Source organism: Streptodolium elevatio, from assembly GCF_040649515.1.
Lineage (GTDB): Bacteria > Actinomycetota > Actinomycetes > Streptomycetales > Streptomycetaceae > Yinghuangia > Yinghuangia elevatio.
Genome location: NZ_JBEZFP010000051.1, coordinates 12,618 through 30,454, shown reverse-complemented (window position 1 = coordinate 30,454; position 17,837 = coordinate 12,618). Strand labels below are relative to the sequence as shown.

17 protein-coding genes and 2 pseudogenes are annotated in these 17,837 nt (G+C 72.1%); 10 read left to right on the top strand and 9 right to left on the bottom strand.

Going from position 1 to position 17,837, the window contains the following annotated elements:
* Nucleotides 1-14 precede the first annotated feature (14 nt).
* Complete coding sequence (locus AB0C36_RS20265; RefSeq protein WP_358355899.1) at nucleotides 15-977, top strand: alcohol dehydrogenase catalytic domain-containing protein; 963 nt, start codon at nucleotides 15-17, stop codon at nucleotides 975-977.
* 53 nt (nucleotides 978-1,030) lie between these two features.
* On the opposite strand, the gene AB0C36_RS20260 is transcribed toward AB0C36_RS20265, so the two are convergent.
* From AB0C36_RS20260 to AB0C36_RS20250, 3 genes are all read right to left on the bottom strand, one after another.
* Entirely contained in the window at nucleotides 1,031-1,459 is a 429-nt protein-coding gene (locus AB0C36_RS20260; protein WP_358355897.1) for an arsenate reductase ArsC, read from the bottom strand.
* Nucleotides 1,460-1,558: 99 nt separating this feature from the next.
* Complete coding sequence (locus AB0C36_RS20255; RefSeq protein ID WP_358355895.1) at nucleotides 1,559-2,293, bottom strand: aquaporin; 735 nt, start codon at nucleotides 2,291-2,293, stop codon at nucleotides 1,559-1,561.
* A complete protein-coding gene (locus AB0C36_RS20250; protein ID WP_358355893.1) occupies nucleotides 2,290-2,706 on the bottom strand; it encodes an ArsR/SmtB family transcription factor in 417 nt (138 codons plus the stop codon). The genes AB0C36_RS20255 and AB0C36_RS20250 overlap by 4 nt, the downstream gene beginning before the upstream one ends.
* 92 nt (nucleotides 2,707-2,798) lie before the next feature.
* Here AB0C36_RS20250 and AB0C36_RS20245 point away from each other — a divergent pair, with 92 nt between their 5' ends.
* The 3 genes and pseudogenes from AB0C36_RS20245 (at nucleotide 2,799) to AB0C36_RS20235 (ending at nucleotide 3,749) form a co-directional block, all read left to right on the top strand.
* Nucleotides 2,799-3,230, top strand: coding sequence for an ArsI/CadI family heavy metal resistance metalloenzyme (locus AB0C36_RS20245; protein WP_358355891.1), 432 nt, complete (start codon nucleotides 2,799-2,801; stop codon nucleotides 3,228-3,230).
* A gap of 85 nt (nucleotides 3,231-3,315) precedes the next feature.
* Nucleotides 3,316-3,534, top strand: a pseudogene (locus tag AB0C36_RS20240) (DUF4232 domain-containing protein); the annotation flags it as partial.
* 86 nt (nucleotides 3,535-3,620) lie between these two features.
* Nucleotides 3,621-3,749 (top strand): hypothetical protein, encoded by a 129-nt coding sequence (locus tag AB0C36_RS20235; protein ID WP_358355950.1) that lies wholly within the window; start codon nucleotides 3,621-3,623, stop codon nucleotides 3,747-3,749.
* Between the two features lie 128 nt (nucleotides 3,750-3,877).
* On the opposite strand, the gene AB0C36_RS20230 is transcribed toward AB0C36_RS20235, so the two are convergent.
* Nucleotides 3,878-7,042: a helix-turn-helix transcriptional regulator gene (locus AB0C36_RS20230; protein WP_358355889.1), complete on the bottom strand. Its 3,165-nt coding sequence runs from the start codon at nucleotides 7,040-7,042 to the stop codon at nucleotides 3,878-3,880.
* 136 nt (nucleotides 7,043-7,178) lie between these two features.
* A complete protein-coding gene (locus tag AB0C36_RS20225; RefSeq protein WP_358355887.1) occupies nucleotides 7,179-7,394 on the bottom strand; it encodes a hypothetical protein in 216 nt (71 codons plus the stop codon).
* 243 nt (nucleotides 7,395-7,637) lie between these two features.
* On the opposite strand from AB0C36_RS20225, the gene AB0C36_RS20220 reads away from it, so the two are divergent.
* Nucleotides 7,638-8,744 carry a DUF1214 domain-containing protein gene (locus tag AB0C36_RS20220; RefSeq protein ID WP_358355885.1) on the top strand — a complete coding sequence of 369 codons (1,107 nt, stop codon included), beginning with the start codon at nucleotides 7,638-7,640 and terminating at the stop codon, nucleotides 8,742-8,744.
* 151 nt (nucleotides 8,745-8,895) lie between these two features.
* Here the strand turns inward: AB0C36_RS20220 and AB0C36_RS20215 are convergent, their stop codons facing one another.
* Together AB0C36_RS20215 and AB0C36_RS20210 are read right to left on the bottom strand one after the other, a co-directional pair.
* Nucleotides 8,896-9,393 carry a hypothetical protein gene (locus tag AB0C36_RS20215; RefSeq protein ID WP_358355883.1) on the bottom strand — a complete coding sequence of 166 codons (498 nt, stop codon included), beginning with the start codon at nucleotides 9,391-9,393 and terminating at the stop codon, nucleotides 8,896-8,898.
* Nucleotides 9,394-9,463: 70 nt separating this feature from the next.
* Complete coding sequence (locus AB0C36_RS20210; protein WP_358355881.1) at nucleotides 9,464-10,984, bottom strand: SulP family inorganic anion transporter; 1,521 nt, start codon at nucleotides 10,982-10,984, stop codon at nucleotides 9,464-9,466.
* Nucleotides 10,985-11,465: 481 nt separating this feature from the next.
* On the opposite strand from AB0C36_RS20210, the gene AB0C36_RS20205 reads away from it, so the two are divergent.
* The 4 genes and pseudogenes from AB0C36_RS20205 to AB0C36_RS20190 all read left to right on the top strand — a co-directional run bounded on the left by AB0C36_RS20205 (nucleotide 11,466) and on the right by AB0C36_RS20190 (nucleotide 13,626).
* A complete protein-coding gene (locus tag AB0C36_RS20205) occupies nucleotides 11,466-11,753 on the top strand; it encodes a putative quinol monooxygenase (RefSeq protein ID WP_358355879.1) in 288 nt (95 codons plus the stop codon).
* 98 nt (nucleotides 11,754-11,851) lie between these two features.
* A pseudogene (locus AB0C36_RS20200) lies at nucleotides 11,852-12,315 on the top strand (DUF2199 domain-containing protein).
* A gap of 298 nt (nucleotides 12,316-12,613) precedes the next feature.
* Nucleotides 12,614-12,787: a hypothetical protein gene (locus AB0C36_RS20195; RefSeq protein ID WP_358355877.1), complete on the top strand. Its 174-nt coding sequence runs from the start codon at nucleotides 12,614-12,616 to the stop codon at nucleotides 12,785-12,787.
* A gap of 224 nt (nucleotides 12,788-13,011) precedes the next feature.
* Nucleotides 13,012-13,626, top strand: coding sequence for a pyridoxamine 5'-phosphate oxidase family protein (locus tag AB0C36_RS20190; protein WP_358355875.1), 615 nt, complete (start codon nucleotides 13,012-13,014; stop codon nucleotides 13,624-13,626).
* A gap of 120 nt (nucleotides 13,627-13,746) precedes the next feature.
* Here AB0C36_RS20190 and AB0C36_RS20185 read toward each other — a convergent pair whose 3' ends face one another.
* The gene (locus tag AB0C36_RS20185; RefSeq protein ID WP_358355873.1) at nucleotides 13,747-14,331 is read right to left on the bottom strand and encodes a TMEM165/GDT1 family protein; all 585 of its coding nucleotides are present in this window, start codon (nucleotides 14,329-14,331) and stop codon (nucleotides 13,747-13,749) included.
* A 575-nt stretch (nucleotides 14,332-14,906) separates the two neighbouring features.
* Here AB0C36_RS20185 and AB0C36_RS20180 point away from each other — a divergent pair.
* Entirely contained in the window at nucleotides 14,907-16,436 is a 1,530-nt protein-coding gene (locus AB0C36_RS20180; RefSeq protein ID WP_358355871.1) for a radical SAM protein, read from the top strand.
* A 102-nt stretch (nucleotides 16,437-16,538) separates the two neighbouring features.
* Here the strand turns inward: AB0C36_RS20180 and AB0C36_RS20175 are convergent, their stop codons facing one another.
* Nucleotides 16,539-17,588, bottom strand: coding sequence for a tetratricopeptide repeat protein (locus tag AB0C36_RS20175; RefSeq protein ID WP_358355870.1), 1,050 nt, complete (start codon nucleotides 17,586-17,588; stop codon nucleotides 16,539-16,541).
* Between the last annotated feature and the right edge of the window lie 249 nt (nucleotides 17,589-17,837).

Below are 17,837 nucleotides of genomic sequence, written 5' to 3'. Positions count from 1 at the left end.
TCAGGAGCTCCGCCATGCGCGCGCTTGTCTCGCAGTCCCCGCGTACGTCGGCTTCCGGCGAGGGCACCCACACCCTCGCTGTCGTCGAACTCCCCCTGCCCGTGCCCGGTCCGGGCCAGGTCCGGGTCGCGGTCCGGGCCGCGGCGGTCAATCCGGTGGACCTGGCGACCGCGAACGGCGTGCTCGCGGCCGGCGGGCTGCATCCGGCACGCGATTCGGTGGGTCTCGGCTGGGACGTCGCCGGGCGCGTCGACGCGCTGGGCGCGGGCGTGGCGGCGTATTCCGTCGGGGACGAGGTCATCGGCCTTGCGGACCTGCTCGATGCGGTGAGCGGCACGCACGCCGAGTACGTCGTGCTCGACACGCACCAGATCGCCCCGGCCCCGCCCGGTGTCGACCCGGTCGCGGCGGCGACCATCCCCCTCAACGCGCTGACCGCCGAACAGGCGCTCGACAATCTCGCGCTGACGCCGGGTCAGAGCGTTCTGGTCACGGGCGCGGCCGGGGGTGTGGGCGGGTTCGCGGTCGAGCTGGCCGTCCGGCGCGGCCTGCGGGTGGCCGCTGTCGCGGCTGCGGCGGACGAGGCGCTGGTACGCGGCTTCGGCGCCGAGTGGTTCGTGCCGCGCGATGTGGAGCGCCTGGGCGCGGCGGTACGCGCGCTCGTCCCCGGTGGGGTCGACGGTGCCCTCGACGCCGCGGTCCTGGGCGGCGCGGAGGTGTTGGGGGCGGTGCGCAACCAGGGGGCGTACACGACGCTCGGGCCCGCGTCCGCGATCCCGCTGCGGGGCATCCGTACGAGCCACACGTGGATCGCCGCCGACGGGGAACGCCTCGCCCAATTGTCGCAGCTCGCGGCCGCCGCAACGGGCGGTCTGACGCTGCGCGTTGCCGACACGTTCGCGTTGTCCGACGCCGAGGCCGCGTACGGTCGCCTGGCCCGGGGAGCCGTACGCGGGCGCCTGGTCCTGGTCCCGTAGCCGTACACCTTCGCCCCGGCGCCCTCGCCCCCCGGCCGCCCTCGGGGGGCGGCTCAGCCCTCGCGCTTCGGCGGCGGCAACTCCGCCAGCAGCGCTCGGACGCGGCCCTCGATCTCGTCTCGGATGCGTCGCACCGCGTCGATGCCCTGGCCCGCGGGGTCGTCCAACTGCCAGTCGAGGTAGCGCTTGCCCGGGAAGACCGGGCAGGCGTCCCCGCACCCCATGGTGATCACGACGTCGGACTCCCGCACGGTCTCGGGCGTGAGCATCGTGGGCTGTTGCCCGGCGATGTCGATGCCCGCCTCCCTCATCGCCTGGACGGCCACCGGGTTGATGCGGTCGCCCGGAACGGACCCGGCGGAGCGTACGTCGACGCGGTCGCCGCCGAGGTGGCGCAGGAAACCGGCGGCCATCTGGGAGCGGCCCGCGTTGTGCACGCAGACGAACAGCACGGACGGTGTGCCGGAAGATGCCGTGGACACAGGCGCGTCGGTCCTTCCAGTTGTCGGTAGTCGGAGAACGCTTCGGAGAACGCGTCGGAGAACGCACCGAAGAGCGGAGGAGGCGAAGCGGGCGGACCGTCAGGCGGCGGTCCGTTCGCGCGGTCGGCCGCCGAAGACGACGGCGACCAGTGCCAGTCCGACCGCGCCGCCGACGCACTGGGCCGCGACGAAGCCCGGCACGGACGCGGGTTCGATGCCGGCGAAGCTGTCGCTGAAGGCACGTCCCACGGTCACCGCGGGATTCGCGAACGACGTGGAGGACGTGAACCAGTAGGCCGCGCCGATGTACGCCGACACCGCGGCCGGTGCGTACCGCAACCTGTCGGTGCGCGCGAGTCCGAAGACCAGCAGCACCAGGCCCGCCGTGGCCACCACTTCGCCCCCGACCAGGTGCCCGGCGGACCGGTCGTGCGCCGACGGGTCGACGAGCGCCAGGCCGAACATCGCGTTTGCGAGCACGGCACCGCCGATCGCGCCGAGGACCTGCGCCGGGACGTACGCTGCGGCCTCCTGCGTCGTGACGCCCGCCGCGCCGCGCCGCCCCGTCCACCAATCCGCAAGTGTGACCACGGGATTGAAGTGGGCGCCGGACACCGGCCCGAAGAGCAGGATCAGCACGCCGAGCCCGAACACCGTCGCGAGCGAGTTCGCCAGCAGCTGCACGCCGATGTCGGACGTCAGCTCGCTCGCCTGGACGCCGGACCCGACCACCACCGCGACCAGGGCCGCGGTGCCGAGGAACTCGGCCGCGGCGCGCCGGGCGAGCGGTATTGCGGGAGGCGGGGCGGGCGGTACGGCGGGCGGGGGACTCACCGCCGGACGCCCACGTCCAACAGGCCCGAAAGCGCTGCCACGACCGCCGGAGCGACCTTGTAGTACACCCAGCTCCCGCGCCGCTCGGACGTCACCAGGCCCGCGTCCCGGAGCTTCTTGAGGTGATGGCTGACGGTCGGCTGCGACACGCCGACGTCCTGCACGTCGCACACGCACGCCTCGCCGCCCTCGTGCGACGCGATCAGCGAGAACAGCCGCAAGCGCACCGGGTCGCCCAGTGCCTTGAACATCGCCGCGACGCGCACCGAGTCCTCGGCGCCGATCGGCTCGCGGGACAGCGGAGGCGTACAGCAGGCGAGGACGTCCGCCGCGTTCCCGACTTCCGCAGAGTCCGCGCCGGGGGCCGCGCCGGCGCCGACGCCCGGAAGCGGCAGTTCTTGCAGATTCGACATGCATCGATATTGACAGATGCAAATACCGGGAGGCAAGGTCGAGGACATAGACAAACGTCGATACCGACCTTTCAACCCGGAGGTGCCCTGCCATGCCCCGCGTCCAACTCGCCCTGCGCGTCGCCGACCTCGACGCGTCGATCGCCTTCTACAGCAAGCTGTTCGACACCGAGCCCGCCAAGGTCCGCGACGGATACGCCAACTTCGCCGTCGCCGAGCCGCCCCTCAAGCTCGTCCTCGTCCAGGGCCCCGCAGACGAACCGACCGTGCTGGACCACCTCGGCATCGAGGTGGAGAGCACCGGGCAGGTCGGCGCCGCGACGGCGCGCCTCACCTCGGCCGGACTGGCCACGATCGAGGAGAACGACACCGCCTGTTGCTACGCGGTCCAGGACAAGACCTGGGTCCACGGCCCGGGCCGGGAGCCCTGGGAGGTGTACGTCGTCAAGGCTGACGCCGACAACCTGGCCAGGGACACCGGCAGTATGTGCTGCCTGCCCGGCCCCGCCGACGCCGCGTCCTGACGCCGCGCCCTGCCCTGCCCTGCCCTGCCCTGCCCCGGGCAGCTTCCCGCGCGCCGCCGCGGACCTCGAAGAAGATCCACATGTATTGACTCTGCAACAGCCCCGTGGCGGCGCGACGTCCGCCGCCCGACCGTCGGGCGCCCGGCACATCATCCTGACCGCCACCAACACCAGCGCCAGGACGTGCACTCTCTTCCATCACCCGGACGTCGTGTTCGGCGACGGCTCACACGAGTCCGTGCAGCCGATGGAGTCCCCGGCCAAGGAGGTGGCCACCATGGCACCGGGTGGGAAGACGTACGCGGGCCTGCGGGTGTTCCTGGTGGGCGAACCGGTCGACGCCGTGACGTCGATGGCCGTCAACCTCAAGAGCAACGACAACGACGAACCGTGGGCAACCCCATCACGGTCCCGCTGCCGAAAGACCTCGGCGATTTGCTCAACATCGGCGGCGGCCTGTCGGTCACGTGTTGGAACAAGGACCGATACGCGGTCTACAAGTACACGTTCGCGCGGTGACGGCCTGAGGCCTGACGGCACCGACGCGACCGCGTCAACCGACCGAGCCTTGTCAGCCGACGGGACCGCGTAAGTGGGGGGCGGCGCAAGCCGCGGGGTCGCAAGCCGACGAAGCGGACGAAGCCGCGTCAGCCGACGTCGTCGAGCAGCCCGAGGCGGTGCGCGAGCGCCGCCGCCTCGCCGCGGTTGGCGACCTCGAGCTTGCCGAGGATGTTGGACACGTGGACGCTCGCCGTCTTCACACTGATGAACAACTCCTCCGCGATCCGCCGGTTGCTGTACCCCTGGGCGAGCCGCAGCAGCACCTCGCGTTCGCGCGGGGTGAGCAGGCCGGCGGCCGCGGGGGCGTCCCGGTCCCCGCCGGCCGCGCCCGGGCCGCCGCCGATGTCCTCGCGGCTGTCGGCGGCGGCCCCGGTGCCGCCCTGAGCCAGTGTCAGGCCGAGGCGGCGCGCCAGCAGTTCGGCCTCCGCGCGCAGCGGGTGCGCACCCAGGCGGGACGCCGTGGCGTGTGCGGCCGACAGGGCGTCCCGGGCTTCGGTACGGCGGCCCGCCGCGGCAAGGACGGCGGCCAGGTCCACCTTCGCGCGTGCCTGGTCGTACGGCTTGCCGGTGCGCGACCACGCCGCATCGGCCTCGATCCACCGCTCGACGGCGTCATCGCGCCCCTCGGCGGTGTCGAGCAGCGCGGTGACCGTGGCCGCGTACGCGCGGTCCAGGTCGCAGTCCCGGGCCAGCGTCGCGGCACACGCGCGCAGCGCGGCCGTGGCCGCCGCAGAGGCCGCCGCAGCGGCGGCCCTCGGGTCTGCCGCCGCCGAGTCCTCCGCGCCCGCGGGCCCGAGTCCTGCGGTCGGTGCCAACACCATTTCCGCCCGCGCCGCCTGCACCAGCAGCGGCCATCCGTACCGCTGGTGGCCGGAGACGATCCCCTCGGCCATCTGCGCCGCAGCCAAGGCCCGTGCCGCCGCCAGGTCCCCTGCGTCGCGCGCCGCGGCGATCTCGAGGGCGCGGTGCGGAATGACGCCCTGCGGTTCGAGGTACGTCTCGGTCGCCGTCGTGTGCCCGCGCGTACGGTGCCGCACCGCCGCCTCGTGGTCCCCCCGGTAGCCGGCCAGTTCCGCCAGCACGCGTTCCAGGTGGGCGGACGCCCGCGGCCCCGGGCTCAGCGCGAAGGCGTCCGCGGCGACCTGCGTGGCGGCGTCCCACTCCCCCAGCGACAGCAGGCTCTCGGCGAGGTTGCCGGAGGTGAACACCATCATGTGCCGCTGCCCGGTCTCCTGCGCGAGGGCGAGCGCCCGTCGGGCGGTGGCCACGGACTCCTCGTGGCGGCCGAGGCCTTCCAGCAGCGAGGCGTGGTTGGCCAGCACGTGCACGAGGGTGTCGGGGCGGCCGACGCGTTCCGCGATGGCGGCCGCCTCCCGGCCCATCTTCTCGGCCTCCTCGACGTCGCCGACGCTGAGCAGGAACCACGCGAGCGTCTTGGAGACGTCGGCCTCGGCCGCCGCGTCGCCGAGCGCGCGCACCACCTCCAGGGCCTCGCGGGCCGCGCGGACGGCTTCCGGCGCCTGGTCGTCGAGCATCTGCGCCCGGGCGATCTGGATGCTGACGCTCGCGTGGTCGACCGTCGGCGGCAGCTGGGCCAGAAGCGCTTCCGCCTTGCGGAGTTCGGGGAGGCCGGAGGCGCGCGCGGTGTTGCGCAGGAGCATTCCGCGGGCCAGCCACAGGCGCGCGGCGCGGCGCGGGTCCTCGTCCGCGTCGACGAGTCCGATGGCCTGACGCAGCAGGGCGAGGCCGCGGTCGGGCGCGTTGTGGTAGCGGGCGGCGGTGGCGGCGTCCTCGAGGATGTCGACCAGTGCGGCGCCGGTGTGCGCCTCGGGGTCGGGCAGGCGCTCCCACATGTGCTGGGCGCCGTCGAGGAGGCGCAGTTGCTCGCCGAACGCGTAGCGCTCCCCCGCGTGCCGGGCGGCGATGAGGAGCGCGGGCAGCGCGCGGGCGGGGTTCTCGGCCGCCCACCAGTGGACGGCGATGCCGCCAATCGCTTCGTCGGCCGGGACCAGGCCGGGGTGTTCCTCCAGGGCGCGGGCGAACGCGGCGTGGCTGCGCATCCGTTCACCCGGGAGTAGGTCGTCGAGGGCGGCTTCGCGGACGAGGGCGTGGCGGAAGGTGTAGCCGTCTCCGTCGCGTGCGGGCGCGAGGACGTACGCGCCGACCGCCGCGCGCAGGGCCGTGTCGAGGGCGTCCGCGTCAAGCCGCACGTGGGCGGCGGCGACCTCGGCGAGGAGCCGGTGCGGGACGGTGGGGCCGCCGACGGCGGTGAGGCGGACGACCTGCTGGGCGGGTTCGGGGAGTTGTTCGATGCGGATGAGGAGGAGGTCGCGCAGCGAGTCGGAGAGCCGGGTGAGGCGTCCGTCGCGGACGCTGTCGGCCAGTTCCTCGACGAAGAAGGCGTTCCCCTCGGAACGGGCGAAGATCTGCTCGACCGTCTCGTGCGCGGGCGCGTCGCCGAGGATGCCGCGCAGCTGCGCGGCGACCTGGTCGCGGGTGAGCCGGGCGAGGTCGAGGCGGCGTACGGCGCGCACTCGGTCGAGTTCGGCGAGCACCGGGCGCAGCGGGTGGCGGCGGTCGACGGCGTCGGCGCGGTAGGTGGCCACCAGCAGTACGCGGGCGCGGCGCATCATGCGGACCCAGTAGGCCAGCAGCTCGCGCGTGGCGGAGTCGGCCCAGTGCAGGTCCTCGACGGCGATCACGAGGGTGCGGTCGGCGCCGAGGGTGTCCAGTAGGTGGAGGGTGAGGTCGTAGAGGCGTACGCGGTCCGCGGCCCCGCCGTCGGGGTCGGCCGGGGGCATGCCGGGCGTGCTGCCGGGCACGCGCGGTACGAGTGCGGCGGCCGGTCCGTGGGCGCGATCCGGAACGGGGGCTGGGGCAGTGGCGGTGCCGGGGCCGGTCTGCCGGAGGAGTCCCGGTGCCAGGCGGGCGAGGTCGCTCTCACGGCCCGCCGCGGCCCGGGCGAGGGACCCGTCCAGTGCCGTGTCGAGCATCCGCAGCGCGGCCGCGACGGGGGCGAAGGGCAGGGCTTCGGCGCCGAGTTCGATGCAGCCGCCGACCGCCGTCACGGCGCCGGAGGCGGTGGCGCGGGTGAGGAACTCCTCCAGCAGGCGAGTCTTGCCCACGCCGGCCTCGCCCGCGACCAGGACGACGGCCGGGGTGCCGGAATCCGCGGTGCGGAGGGCTTCGTCGAGGGCGTCGAGTTCTGTCGTACGGCCGACGAAGACGGGGCTGACGGGGTTGGCGGACATGGTGGCGAGCATGCCATGCGCGGCCGTCGCGGTGCCGAGGGCCCGACCGGTGTCGGGACCGACGCCGACCGCTGTGGAGCCGCCGGGCCGTGGTGAGCCCGCGATCTCGCCGGCCCGGGAGGGGCTCCGCGCCGGTTCACCTGTTCTGACCGCCCCGGACGAGGTCCGGCGTGACCATCAGGATGGCCCCGACCACGATCAGCGCGATGTTGACCCAGAGGACGTCGGCGTTGCCAAGCGGCAGGAAGCGTACGACCGCGTGGAACCGGAACCACCCCAGGTAGTGCTGCGCGATCCCGGCCGCGCCTGCGACGGCCAGGAGGAATCCGACGGTTTCGAAGAGCTTCCGCATACCGTCGATCATGCGGCGACGCCTGGGCGCGGCGTAACGGCCAGAGGTTCCGTCTCAACCCGACGAAAGTATGGACTCCACCATCCAGTGGTCGATCTCGACTCCTCCGACCGTCCTGACGCCATCAGTCCCGGGTGTCCTCACGTCGCGCCGACCTCCGGGTCTTCCCTTGAGAACCCCGGCCCCGCGCGGTAGGAACGTCCCCACGTGATCATGTGAACACCCGCACCCGAGGAGCACGCTGTGGAAGAAGTCGGCGACGCGTACCGCGAACTCCTGGACCCGGCCGCGGGGTTGGATGCGGAGTGGGGGCGTACCGTCACCGATCCGCAGTCGCGGCTGGAGGGTTACCGGTGGGCGATGTCGCTGCTCTCGATCGCGCAGGACGTGTTCGTCACCGCCGACCCGGCGCGGCCGCGTTTCGTCGACATCGTCGGGCCGTACCGCAAGTTCTACGGCGACAACCCCGACGCCTTCTACCAGTTCGCGCCGCTGGACCCCGCGCGCGGCTACCGGGTGACCGGCCGCCGCGGCGACGCCGTGTACCTGTCGATCACCGTGTACGGCACAGCCCTCGACAGCACCGGCGACCGCGTCGTCGACACGGACCGCATCGTCGGCATCGTCAACGACCGCGACCTGGCGTTCGACGCCGACGGCAGGTTCGAGATCCTGCTCGCCCCCGTACGCCCGCCGGGGCACACCGGTGCGTTCGTCGAACTCACCGCCGAGACGGTGTGCGCGATCACGCGCGACTACCTCGCCGACACGACGACCGGGCGCCGTGCGGACTGGCACATCGAACCCCTGGGCGACGGCGCCGGGTTCGCCGCGAACCCCACCGGACACCGGCTCGACGCGGGCGACATGTCCGAGCGGTTCCGGGCGGCCGCCCGCTGGGTGCGTCGGCACGGCGCGATGTTCCCGTCGACCGCGCACGTGCCGAACACGGTCGCCGAGCCGTACCCGGTGCCCACCGTCACCCGCGGCTGGGCGGCGGGCGACGCGTGCTACGCCTCGGGCGCGTTCGAACTCGCCGAGAACGAGGCGCTGGTGATACGCGGCCGCTCGCCGGAGTCGGTGTTCTGGAACCTGTGCTTGTGGAATCCGTTCTTGTCGACCTTCAACTACGAGTACCGGGCGACCGAGCCGGTTTCCCTCAACGGCACGCAGATCGTGTACGAGGCGGACGGGTCGTGGACCATCGTCGTCGCCCACGACGACCCGTGTCGTCCCGAATGGCCGAACTGGATCTCCACCGCTGGGCACCGCTCGGGCATCCTGTGGTTCCGCTGGTTCCTGGCCGAGTCGCTCCCCGAGCGCCCGACCGTGGAACTGGTCACCCTGTAACCGGTTCCCGGGGTCGCACACCGCGTCGCACATCGCGTCGCACATCGCGTCGCGCTCCCGGCCGCGCGTCGGGGCCGGGCATAGGCCGCGCATCGGGCCGTGCAGGCGACGGCCCGATGCGCGCTCGGTGGTGCAGGCGTGCTCCGGATGCCTACAACTTGGGGCACAGCCAGGAGTTGGCCACGGCCTTGATCCGGTCGGCCTCGTCGCCCGTGACGGTCACGGTAGGGCTGCCGAAGCGCTCCTGGATGTTCTTGAGCACGGTGGCATGGTCCTTCTTGGCGCCCAGGTCGAGGCATACGTTGAGGCCGCGGTCGACGGCGCGGTCCTCCTTCCCGTCCACGAGGGCCGGGTTGATCGAGTTCAGGCTCGCGATGTACTTCGCCCGCGTCGCGGCGTCCGGAGCCTGCGGCGCCCCGACGGGCGCCGACGGGTTCGCCCCGGCGGCGGGCTGTGACGCCGGGGAGCCCGGCGACGAGCCTCCGCCGGCCGATGTCCCAGGCCGATCCGTCGCGGTCGCGGTCGCTGTCGGCGGCGCGGCGGGCGTCGCCTTGTCGCCGTCGCCGTCCCCGCCACCGCACCCCCCGAGCAGGATGGCGGCCGCTACTGCGGCTGCTGCTGCGGTTGCGCTGACCAATGTGCGTCGCACGTGTACTCCCCCACAGGTTGGATTTTGGTTGGACCCGTCGGCCACGCGGAAGGTTGCCCGGGCAGTCCGGTCAATGGCCTCCGGTGAGTTCGCCGCTGAGGTTGCCGTGGAACTTCGCGCTGGGCTCGTTGAGCCCGGTGATGGTGACCTTCTTGCCCCGCGCGGCGTACTTGGCCTCGACGGCGTCCAATGCGGCGACGGAGGAGGCGTCCCAGATGTGGGCGTCGGTCAGGTCTATGACGACGTGGTCGGGGTCGTTCGCGTAGTCGAACCGGTGCACGAGGTCGTTGGACGAGGCGAAGAACAACTCGCCGGTGACCGCGTAGACGGCCTGTTTGCCGTCGGGGTCGACGACGGCGGTGACGTCGGCCTGGTGGGCGACGCGCTTGGCGAAGATGACCATGGCGGTGACGGACCCGACGACCACGCCGATGGCGAGATTGTGGGTGGCCACCACGAACGCCACCGTCACGACCATGACGGTGATCTCCCCGGCGGGCATGCGCCTGAGGGTCTTGGGTGCGACGGAGTGCCAGTCGAACGTGGCGACCGAGACCATGACCATCACCGCGACCAGCGCGGCCATCGGGATGTCGGAGACCACCGGCCCGAACACCACGCACAGCACCATCAGGAACGCGCCGGCGAGGAAGGTGGACAGGCGGGTGCGGGCGCCGGACACCTTCACGTTGATCATGGTCTGGCCGATCATCGCGCAGCCGCCCATGCCGCCGAAGAAGCCGGTGACCACGTTCGCGACGCCCTGGCCGATCGACTCGCGAGTCTTGTTCGAGCGGGTGTCGGTGATGTCGTCGACCAGCTTGGCCGTCATCAGCGACTCCATCAGCCCCACCAGCGCCATCGCCAGCGCGTACGGGGCGATGGTCTTCAGCGTCTCGAACGTGAACGGCACGTCCGGCAGTCCGGGGGTGGGCAGGGAGGACGGCAGGTCGCCCTTGTCGCCGACCGTCGGCACCGCGATCCCCGCGGCGACGGTGACCACGGTGAGGATGACGATGGACACCAGCGGCGCCGGGACCACCTTGGTGACGCGCGGGAACAGCACCATCAGCGCGAGCCCCGCGGCGATCAGCGGGTAGACCGGCCACGGTACGTCGTGCATCTCCGGGACCTGTGCCATGAAGATCAGTACGGCGAGGGAGTTGACGAACCCGACCATCACCGACCGCGGCACGAACCGCATCAGCTTCGCCACGCCCAGCGCGCCCAGCAGGATCTGGATGACGCCGGCGAGGATGACCGCGGCGACCAGGTACCCGAACCCGTGGTCGCGGTTCAGCGGGGCGATGACCAGTGCGACCGCGCCGGTCGCCGCGGAGATCATCGCCTTGCGGCCGCCGACGACCGAGATGACCACGGCCATCGTGAACGAGGCGAACAGCCCGACGGCCGGGTCGACGTCGGCGATGATCGAGAACGAGATCGCCTCGGGGATCAGCGCCAGCGCGACCACCAGCCCGGCGAGGACTTCGGTGCGCAGGACCTTCGGGGACGACAGCCAATCCGGACGCCCGACGCGCGCCCGCGAACGGAGCGGCGACAGCGAGGAGGACGGGGCGGAACGGGGCAAGGGTGGGCCTTCGGTGTCTCGGGCGCGCCGCGACGAGGCGGACCGCGCGTGTTGCGGGTACGGCGCGCCCGGGGGCGGGCCGTGGGTCACCCGCGCAGCGCGGGTGGAAGTCGGAGCAGGACGACGGGTACGCGCCGGCCCCGACGGCGGGGCCGCGCGTCGCATCGCATCGCGTGCATCCCGTGCATTCCGTGCATCGCGACGCGTCGCGTCCAGCGAGAACAGCGCGGGGTCACGGCGGGCAGGAGGCGGCGCGGCGGGTACGCATGGCGCGCTCCTTCCTCCTGGCCGGGCAGCGGAACGGCGGGACCGAGGCCCCGCCGCGGATGGATCGGTGCGGCCACGGAAGCGACTCCCGGCCGACCCGGCGACTCTACCGTTATGTGGCCATGTGGCGGCCGCCGCCGAGCGGGCGCAGCGATGAGTTCTGCCCCGGCCGCGGGTCTACCGTGCAAGAACCGTTCGCACGGAGGAGCACCAGATGGTCATCGTGGCAGGAAGCATCATCGTCGATCCCGGGCAGCGCGCGGCGTATCTCGCGGACTGCGTGAGCGTGGTCGAACAGGCCCGCCGCACCTCGGGCTGCCTCGACTTCTCCGTCTCCGCCGACCTGGTGGACGCCGGCCGCATTGTCATCTTCGAGCGCTGGGAATCGCAGGCGGCCGTCGAAGCGTTCCGAGCCGGCGGCCCCAGCGACGAGCAGCGCACCGCGATCCTCGCCGCGTCCGTAGCCGAGTACGACGTGGCAGCCGTGCGTACCCTGACCTGAACCGAGCGCGCGGGTGGGTGCTCACCAGGGTCCTGCACATGGTTCACGATCTTGGTTTCACCTGTACGTGCTGCGGCGAGCACCACGCGGAATTGCCGATGGGCTACTCGACGACGGCTCCCGACGTGTGGGATCACGGGTTCGCGGATGCCTCGGACTCCATGCTGTCCTCGGACCAGTGCGTGATCAGGGCGCAGCACTTCTTCGTCAAGGGCCTCATCGAGATACCGGTCGTCGGCAGCGAGGACGTGTTCTCCTGGGGCGTCTGGGTGTCCCTCAGCCACGCCAACTTCGCTCGCGCGCTGGACCTGTGGGAGACGCCCGGCCGTGAGTCCGAGCAGCCGTACTTCGGGTGGCTGTGCACCGACCTGCCCGTCTACTCGCCCGGCACGACCAACCTCAAGACGCATGTGCACACAGGGCCGTCGGCAGGCGACCGTTCGTCGAGCTCGAAGCGACCGACCACCCGCTGGCCGTCGAGCAGCGGACGGGGATCACGCCGGAGCGCGTACGCGAGATCGCCGAGGCCGTCCTGCACCCCCGTGGCAAAGCGGGCTCCTGACCTTTCCCGGTCGTCGGGGGCCGGTCGTGCGTGTCGTACGGGCTGCCTAGGCATGTTCGAGCGCTGTGCCCGGGTGCCTTAGGCGGCTCGGCCGCCCTTGGGCAGCGACTAAGGCAGTGGCTTAGGGACCCCGGTAAGGCGCGGCGGCGGCAAGATCCGGCATCCGCCCGATGTCCGGCCCCCACCTGGGACGCGAGTCTTGAGGCATGCCGAAGAGGGGTCGCAAAGGCCCAGCGAGGCAGGCAAGCCCAGGCGGACAGGCCGACCGGGCGACGTAGACCTCACAGGGGAGCGCACCATGTTCGAGTACGAGATGTTCCAGGCCCGCGCGCAGGAGCTGCACCGTGCCGCCGCGCACGACCGCCGCGTACGCAAGGCTCTGCTCGGTCGCCGCGAGGCCCGCCGCCAGGCGCGTGCCGAGGCCGGCGGCGGGAAGGTCGGCGTCGCGGCGGCCGCGGGACACGCGGCGTGACCCGGCGCGCGACCGGGCCCCCGCCGACGCCGCCTCAGGGCGGGCCGAAGGGCCCGGACGGGTGTACGTCGAGAGCCCAGGACACCGGTGACGGTGTCCTGGGCTCTCGACGTACACCCGTCGTCGCCGTTGCCGCCGTCCGCAGCTCGCAGCGCGCCTTCCTCGGACCGATGATTCGGACGCCGGGTTCCGGTCTATAGGGGAGGGACGGAAAGGAGTCCGCCATGCCCTCGAACCCGAACTCGAAGCCGAACGCGAACTCGCCTGCGAATTCGGACGCGAAGCCGAACGAGCCCGCGGCCCAGCAGCCGACGACCGAACTCGACGCCCGCTACAGCTCCGCGCTCAACCCCCGCCCGGGCGCCGCGGACGTCACGGCCACCCCGTGGCCCGACGCCGAACGGCTGCTGCGGGAGGCCGAGATCTTCTGGGCGGTCACCGTTCGGCCGGACGGCCGACTGCACATCACCCCGGTCATCGCCGCCTGGCACGACGGCGCGGTGCACTTCTCCACCGGCCCCGCCGAGCAGAAGGCCAAGAACCTCGCCCACAACAGCCGTTGCGCGCTCGTCACGGGCGGCAACTCGCTCACCGAGGGCCTCGACATCGTGATCGAGGGCACCGCCCAGCGCGTCGACGACCCGGCACGCCTGGAGGAGGTGGTCGCGGCGTACGAGGCGCAGTACGGCCCGCACATCACCTCCCCCGACGGCACCTTCCACGGGATGGGGGGCGCGATCCGCAAGGGTGACGATCTGGTGTTCCGGGTGGCCCCGGGAACCGCGTACGGCTTCGGCAGGGACGACGGAGTCTTCACCCACACGCGGTGGACCTTCTGACCGTCTCAGGCTGCGACGGCAGGCCGCGCGTCCTCAGCCGCGCGGTCAGCCCACGCGGTCAGCCCCGCAGTCAGCCCGCCGGGGCGGCGGGCGGCCAGGGAGCGGCGGGCTTCGGCGGGCTCAGCCGGTGAACGCCTCGATCACCGTCCACACCGCCAGCACGGCCATGCACGCCCCGCCGATCCGCTGCACGGTCTTGAGCGGCACCTTCTTGGCGATGAACCGGCCGACCAGCAGCGCGAGCGCCGAGACCGACATCAGCGCGGCGGCGGAGCCGATCGCGGTGGGCAGCCAGCCGTTCGTCGCGGCGAGGTTGGCGGTGGTGATCTGCGTCAGGTCGCCCCACTCGCTGATGAACACGGCCATGAACGCGGTGGTGTAGACGGGCCAGAAGCCGGTGACCGTACGGCTCGCGGCGTCCTCGTCGTCATCGTCGCCGCTCCCGCGCAGCAGCACCACGGCGCCGAACGCGAACAAGGCCGCGGAGACCAGCTTGACCGCCACGTTGGGAAGCAGGCCGATGAGACTGCCGGCTCCGACCGCGAGCGCGACGTGGACGACGAAGGCGGTGGACGTGCCGAACCACACGTACAGCGGCCGCATGCGGGTGCCCATGGCCAGCGACGCGAACATCGTCTTGTCGGGAAGCTCGGCCAGGAAGATGAGCCCGAAGGCGGTCAGGATCGCCAGGGGATCGAGTGTCACGCCGGAACTGCTTTCTGCGGGGGCCGGGCAGAGCGTGCGGGCCCCGCGTGTGCGGCGGGATACGACCGTTCGGCCCGGCACGACGGAACAGGCCCGCACGGATGCACGGACCGGTCATGCCTTGACCGAAGGTCTCGTCCACCCCGCCTGCAAGGCGGGGCTCGGTGGCCGGGGCATCCGCAGATGCCCAGTGTGTCGACCAGCCGACGTTGAAGGACTACTCCCCTTCGCGATCACTCAGTGTAGCTGACACCGTCCGCGACCCCGTCCCGGGGCCCTCGCGCGTCCCCTCGCGTCGGCGCCGCAGTCCGATGCCGACAGCCGCTCAGGGCGCCGTACGCCGCCGTAAGTGGGAAACCACCTTGTCAGATGGCCGTGTCCGGATCGGGGCTGTACGCGCCCCCGACGCGCCGCCCACGATCGAGTGAAGGTCGCCACGCGCGCCACCGGGACCGCGGACCCGGCCGTGGGCGTAGCCGTGGACCGGGCCGTTGGCCGGGGCAGTGGCCGTACGCCCACTGCCGCCGCCAGACCAGAACACCGGCGCACCGCCACCACAACCAAGGGGGAAACCCGTGCCGCCGATATCCCTGTCGTTGTCGCCGTCGGACGTCGCATCCGTGCCGACCGGCCGAACTCTGATGATCCATCCGCCGTACGTGCACGACAACTACCTCGCCGAGGGCACCCCGTTCGTGACCGACCGGCAGCCCTTCCTTCCGGTCGCCCCGATGTACGCCGCGGAACTGCTCGAACGCCACGGCCTCGCCGAACCGGTGCTGTTCGACTGCCAGTTGCACGATCTGCGCGAAGCGCCCGGCGTCGAGGAGTTCGACTCGTACGGCATCGCCTGCATGGGCGCGCAGAACATCACCCCTGCGGTGCACGTCTACCGCCACCTCGCCGAGCGGGTGGACCCCGCCCGGATCCATGTGGGCGGCCAGGGTGTCGAGCGGCTCTCGTCCGAGGAGTTCCAGCGCATCTTCCCCGGCGCGCGCAAGACCGACCGCGGCGCGCTCGCGCAGCTCCCCGACGCCATGGACGCCGGCCTCGAACGCCAGATGGCCCGGCTGAGCGACGCGGACCTGCGCGTGTACCTCGCCAACGAGATGACGCTCCCGTTCAGCCAGGGCTGCCTGTTCGGCTGCAGTTTCTGCGGCGCGCAGACCAAACGGCGCGAGTCGTTCTTCGACACCCGCGCGTTCCTCGACCTGTACTGCGGACACGCACAGCGCCTCGGCATCCCGTCGCTCTACCTGTATTGCACGTCTCTCGACTTCTTCCAGCAGGCGCTGCCCGGCGGCGACCTCGCGCAGCTGACCGGCCGCCTCGAAGCCGTGCTGGAGGTCTCGGAGCGCCACGGCGTGGAGGTCGGCATGCACGCGCTCACGCGCGCCGACTCGTACAACGCGGCCATGGCGTCCGACGAGATCCGCGACCTGGTACGCGCGGCCGGCTTCGACCGCTTCGGGTTCGGCGCCGACGGCGCGGCCTCGGTCGCGGTGCTGCGGGCGATGCGCAAGCACGCGGACGAACTGCGGTCGGACCTGATCCACGCGTTCGACCACGCGGAGCGGAACGACTTCATCCCGGAGATCCTGTATGTCTTCGGGATCCCCGAGGACACCCGGGACACCCTCATCGAGACGCGCGAACTGTGCGGTCTGCTCCTCGAGGAGTTCCCGAACTCGGAGTACCGCGGCTTTCCGGCCAAGAACGAGATCCCGGGCAACAGCAACTGGAACCGCAGCGGCTGGCGCGGGTCGCCCGCGCACACCCGCCTGATGGACGAGCCCGACCTGTTCCTCAACCTCGGCTTCGAGACGCTCGCCAACGACATCTCGCACGACGAGCCGGACAAGCGCCTCATGGTGAACCGGTATGCGGTCGACATGAGCTACCGCGCGCACGAGCTGGGGCGCGTACGCAGCTATCTGACCATCCCGATGGCCGACCACGGCACCGAGATCATGGACGACGAGACCGTCGAACGGTTCCGGGAGATCGTCGCCAACTACGCCCCGGACCTCGCCCCGGATCTGCGGAAGGAGAACGTCACAGAACACCGCGTCGCCCTCAACTCCGCGATCCCGAAGGACTCCTGACCCTGCCCCAACTCACCCCGCCCCACCCCACTCCGCGAACAGCGCGGCGCCTGGGGCGGTCACCCGAAGGCTGCTCGACGGGTCACATGTTCCGTCGACGGGTCACATGTTCCGGTTCAGTCCTTCGGTGACCGCCGCCAGCCGCGCCCGGGCGATCGGCAGCCAGGGGTTGTCCTGCCGCCCGGTGGCGTCGCCTTCGCGTACGGCGGTCTCCAGCAGCGTCCGCGCCTCTGCCCAGTCGTCCATCCGGGTGTGCAGGTCGGCGAGGGCGACCACGGCCTGGACCGTACGCCACCCCGACGGGCCCTGCGTGGCGCAGCCGAGGTCGACCGCGGCGCGCAGTTCGGCGACCGCGTCGTCGAGTCGGCCCTGAGCGGCGAGGGCCCGGCCCAGGGTGGTGCGGAGGGTCGCGACGCCGGGCATGTCCTGCCGTCCGTACGCCTCGTGCCAGCCGATCAGCGCGCGGCTCTCGCGCTCGGCCTCCACCGCGCGCCCGAGTTCGACGAGGGCCGACGCCAGGTTGCCGCGGGCGGCGCGTGTCGAATCGCCCATGGGTCCTTCCAGGGAGGCGAACGCCTCGGCGGCAAGCCGGGCGTTCTCCTCCGCTTCGGCGAAGCGGCCGAGTCCGATCAGCGCGAACGACAGGTTCGTGCGCAGGGCGGCGTCGGCCTCCATGCGTTCGGCTAGGTCGCGCACCGAGAGAAGCTCCCCGGCGAGTGCGCGGAGCCACGCCTCCGCCTGCGCGTAGCCGCCGGCCAGGGCGAGGCTGCCTGCCACGTTCACCTCGGCCGCGAACGCCCTGAGGCTCCACCGCCCCTTTTGGCGTTGCGCGAGGGCCAACTTGTACTGCTCCCACGCTCCGGCGATGTCGCCGTAGCGTGCCAGGGTCCCCGCCATGGCGGTCCGCAGCTGGGGTACGGCGTCGCCCGCGTGCTTCCCCGCGGCGACGAACCCCGGCAGGACCGCCCCGAAGTGCGCGCGGGCCTCGGCCACCCGGCCGGCCTCCCCGAGTGCGTTCATCTTGACGGTGTGAAGGTGCCCGAGCTCGGCGCCTCGCGGCGCGAACTCCCGCTCGCATACGGCGATCACGTCGTCGACCGTACGCAGCACGTCGTCGATGCGGCTGGCCTCCCAGAGCTGCTGGAGCTGCAAGAACCGCTCCTCGGCGGCGGAACGGGTGGCGGAACGTCTCCGGAGCCAGGCCACGGCGGGTGATCCTCTCGCGTACGGGCGGGAAGGCAATGCTGACGTCACTTGGACCGCCGCGTACCCGCTTCCGGACGGTTGGCGCGCCACGCCCCCGCCGATCCGCAGCGCGCCCCTTCGAAGGCACCGAAGAAGTCGCCGGTACCCGGCACAGCATTCCCGGGCTTCGCCGCGTCTTCCTTGTGTGACTTTGGA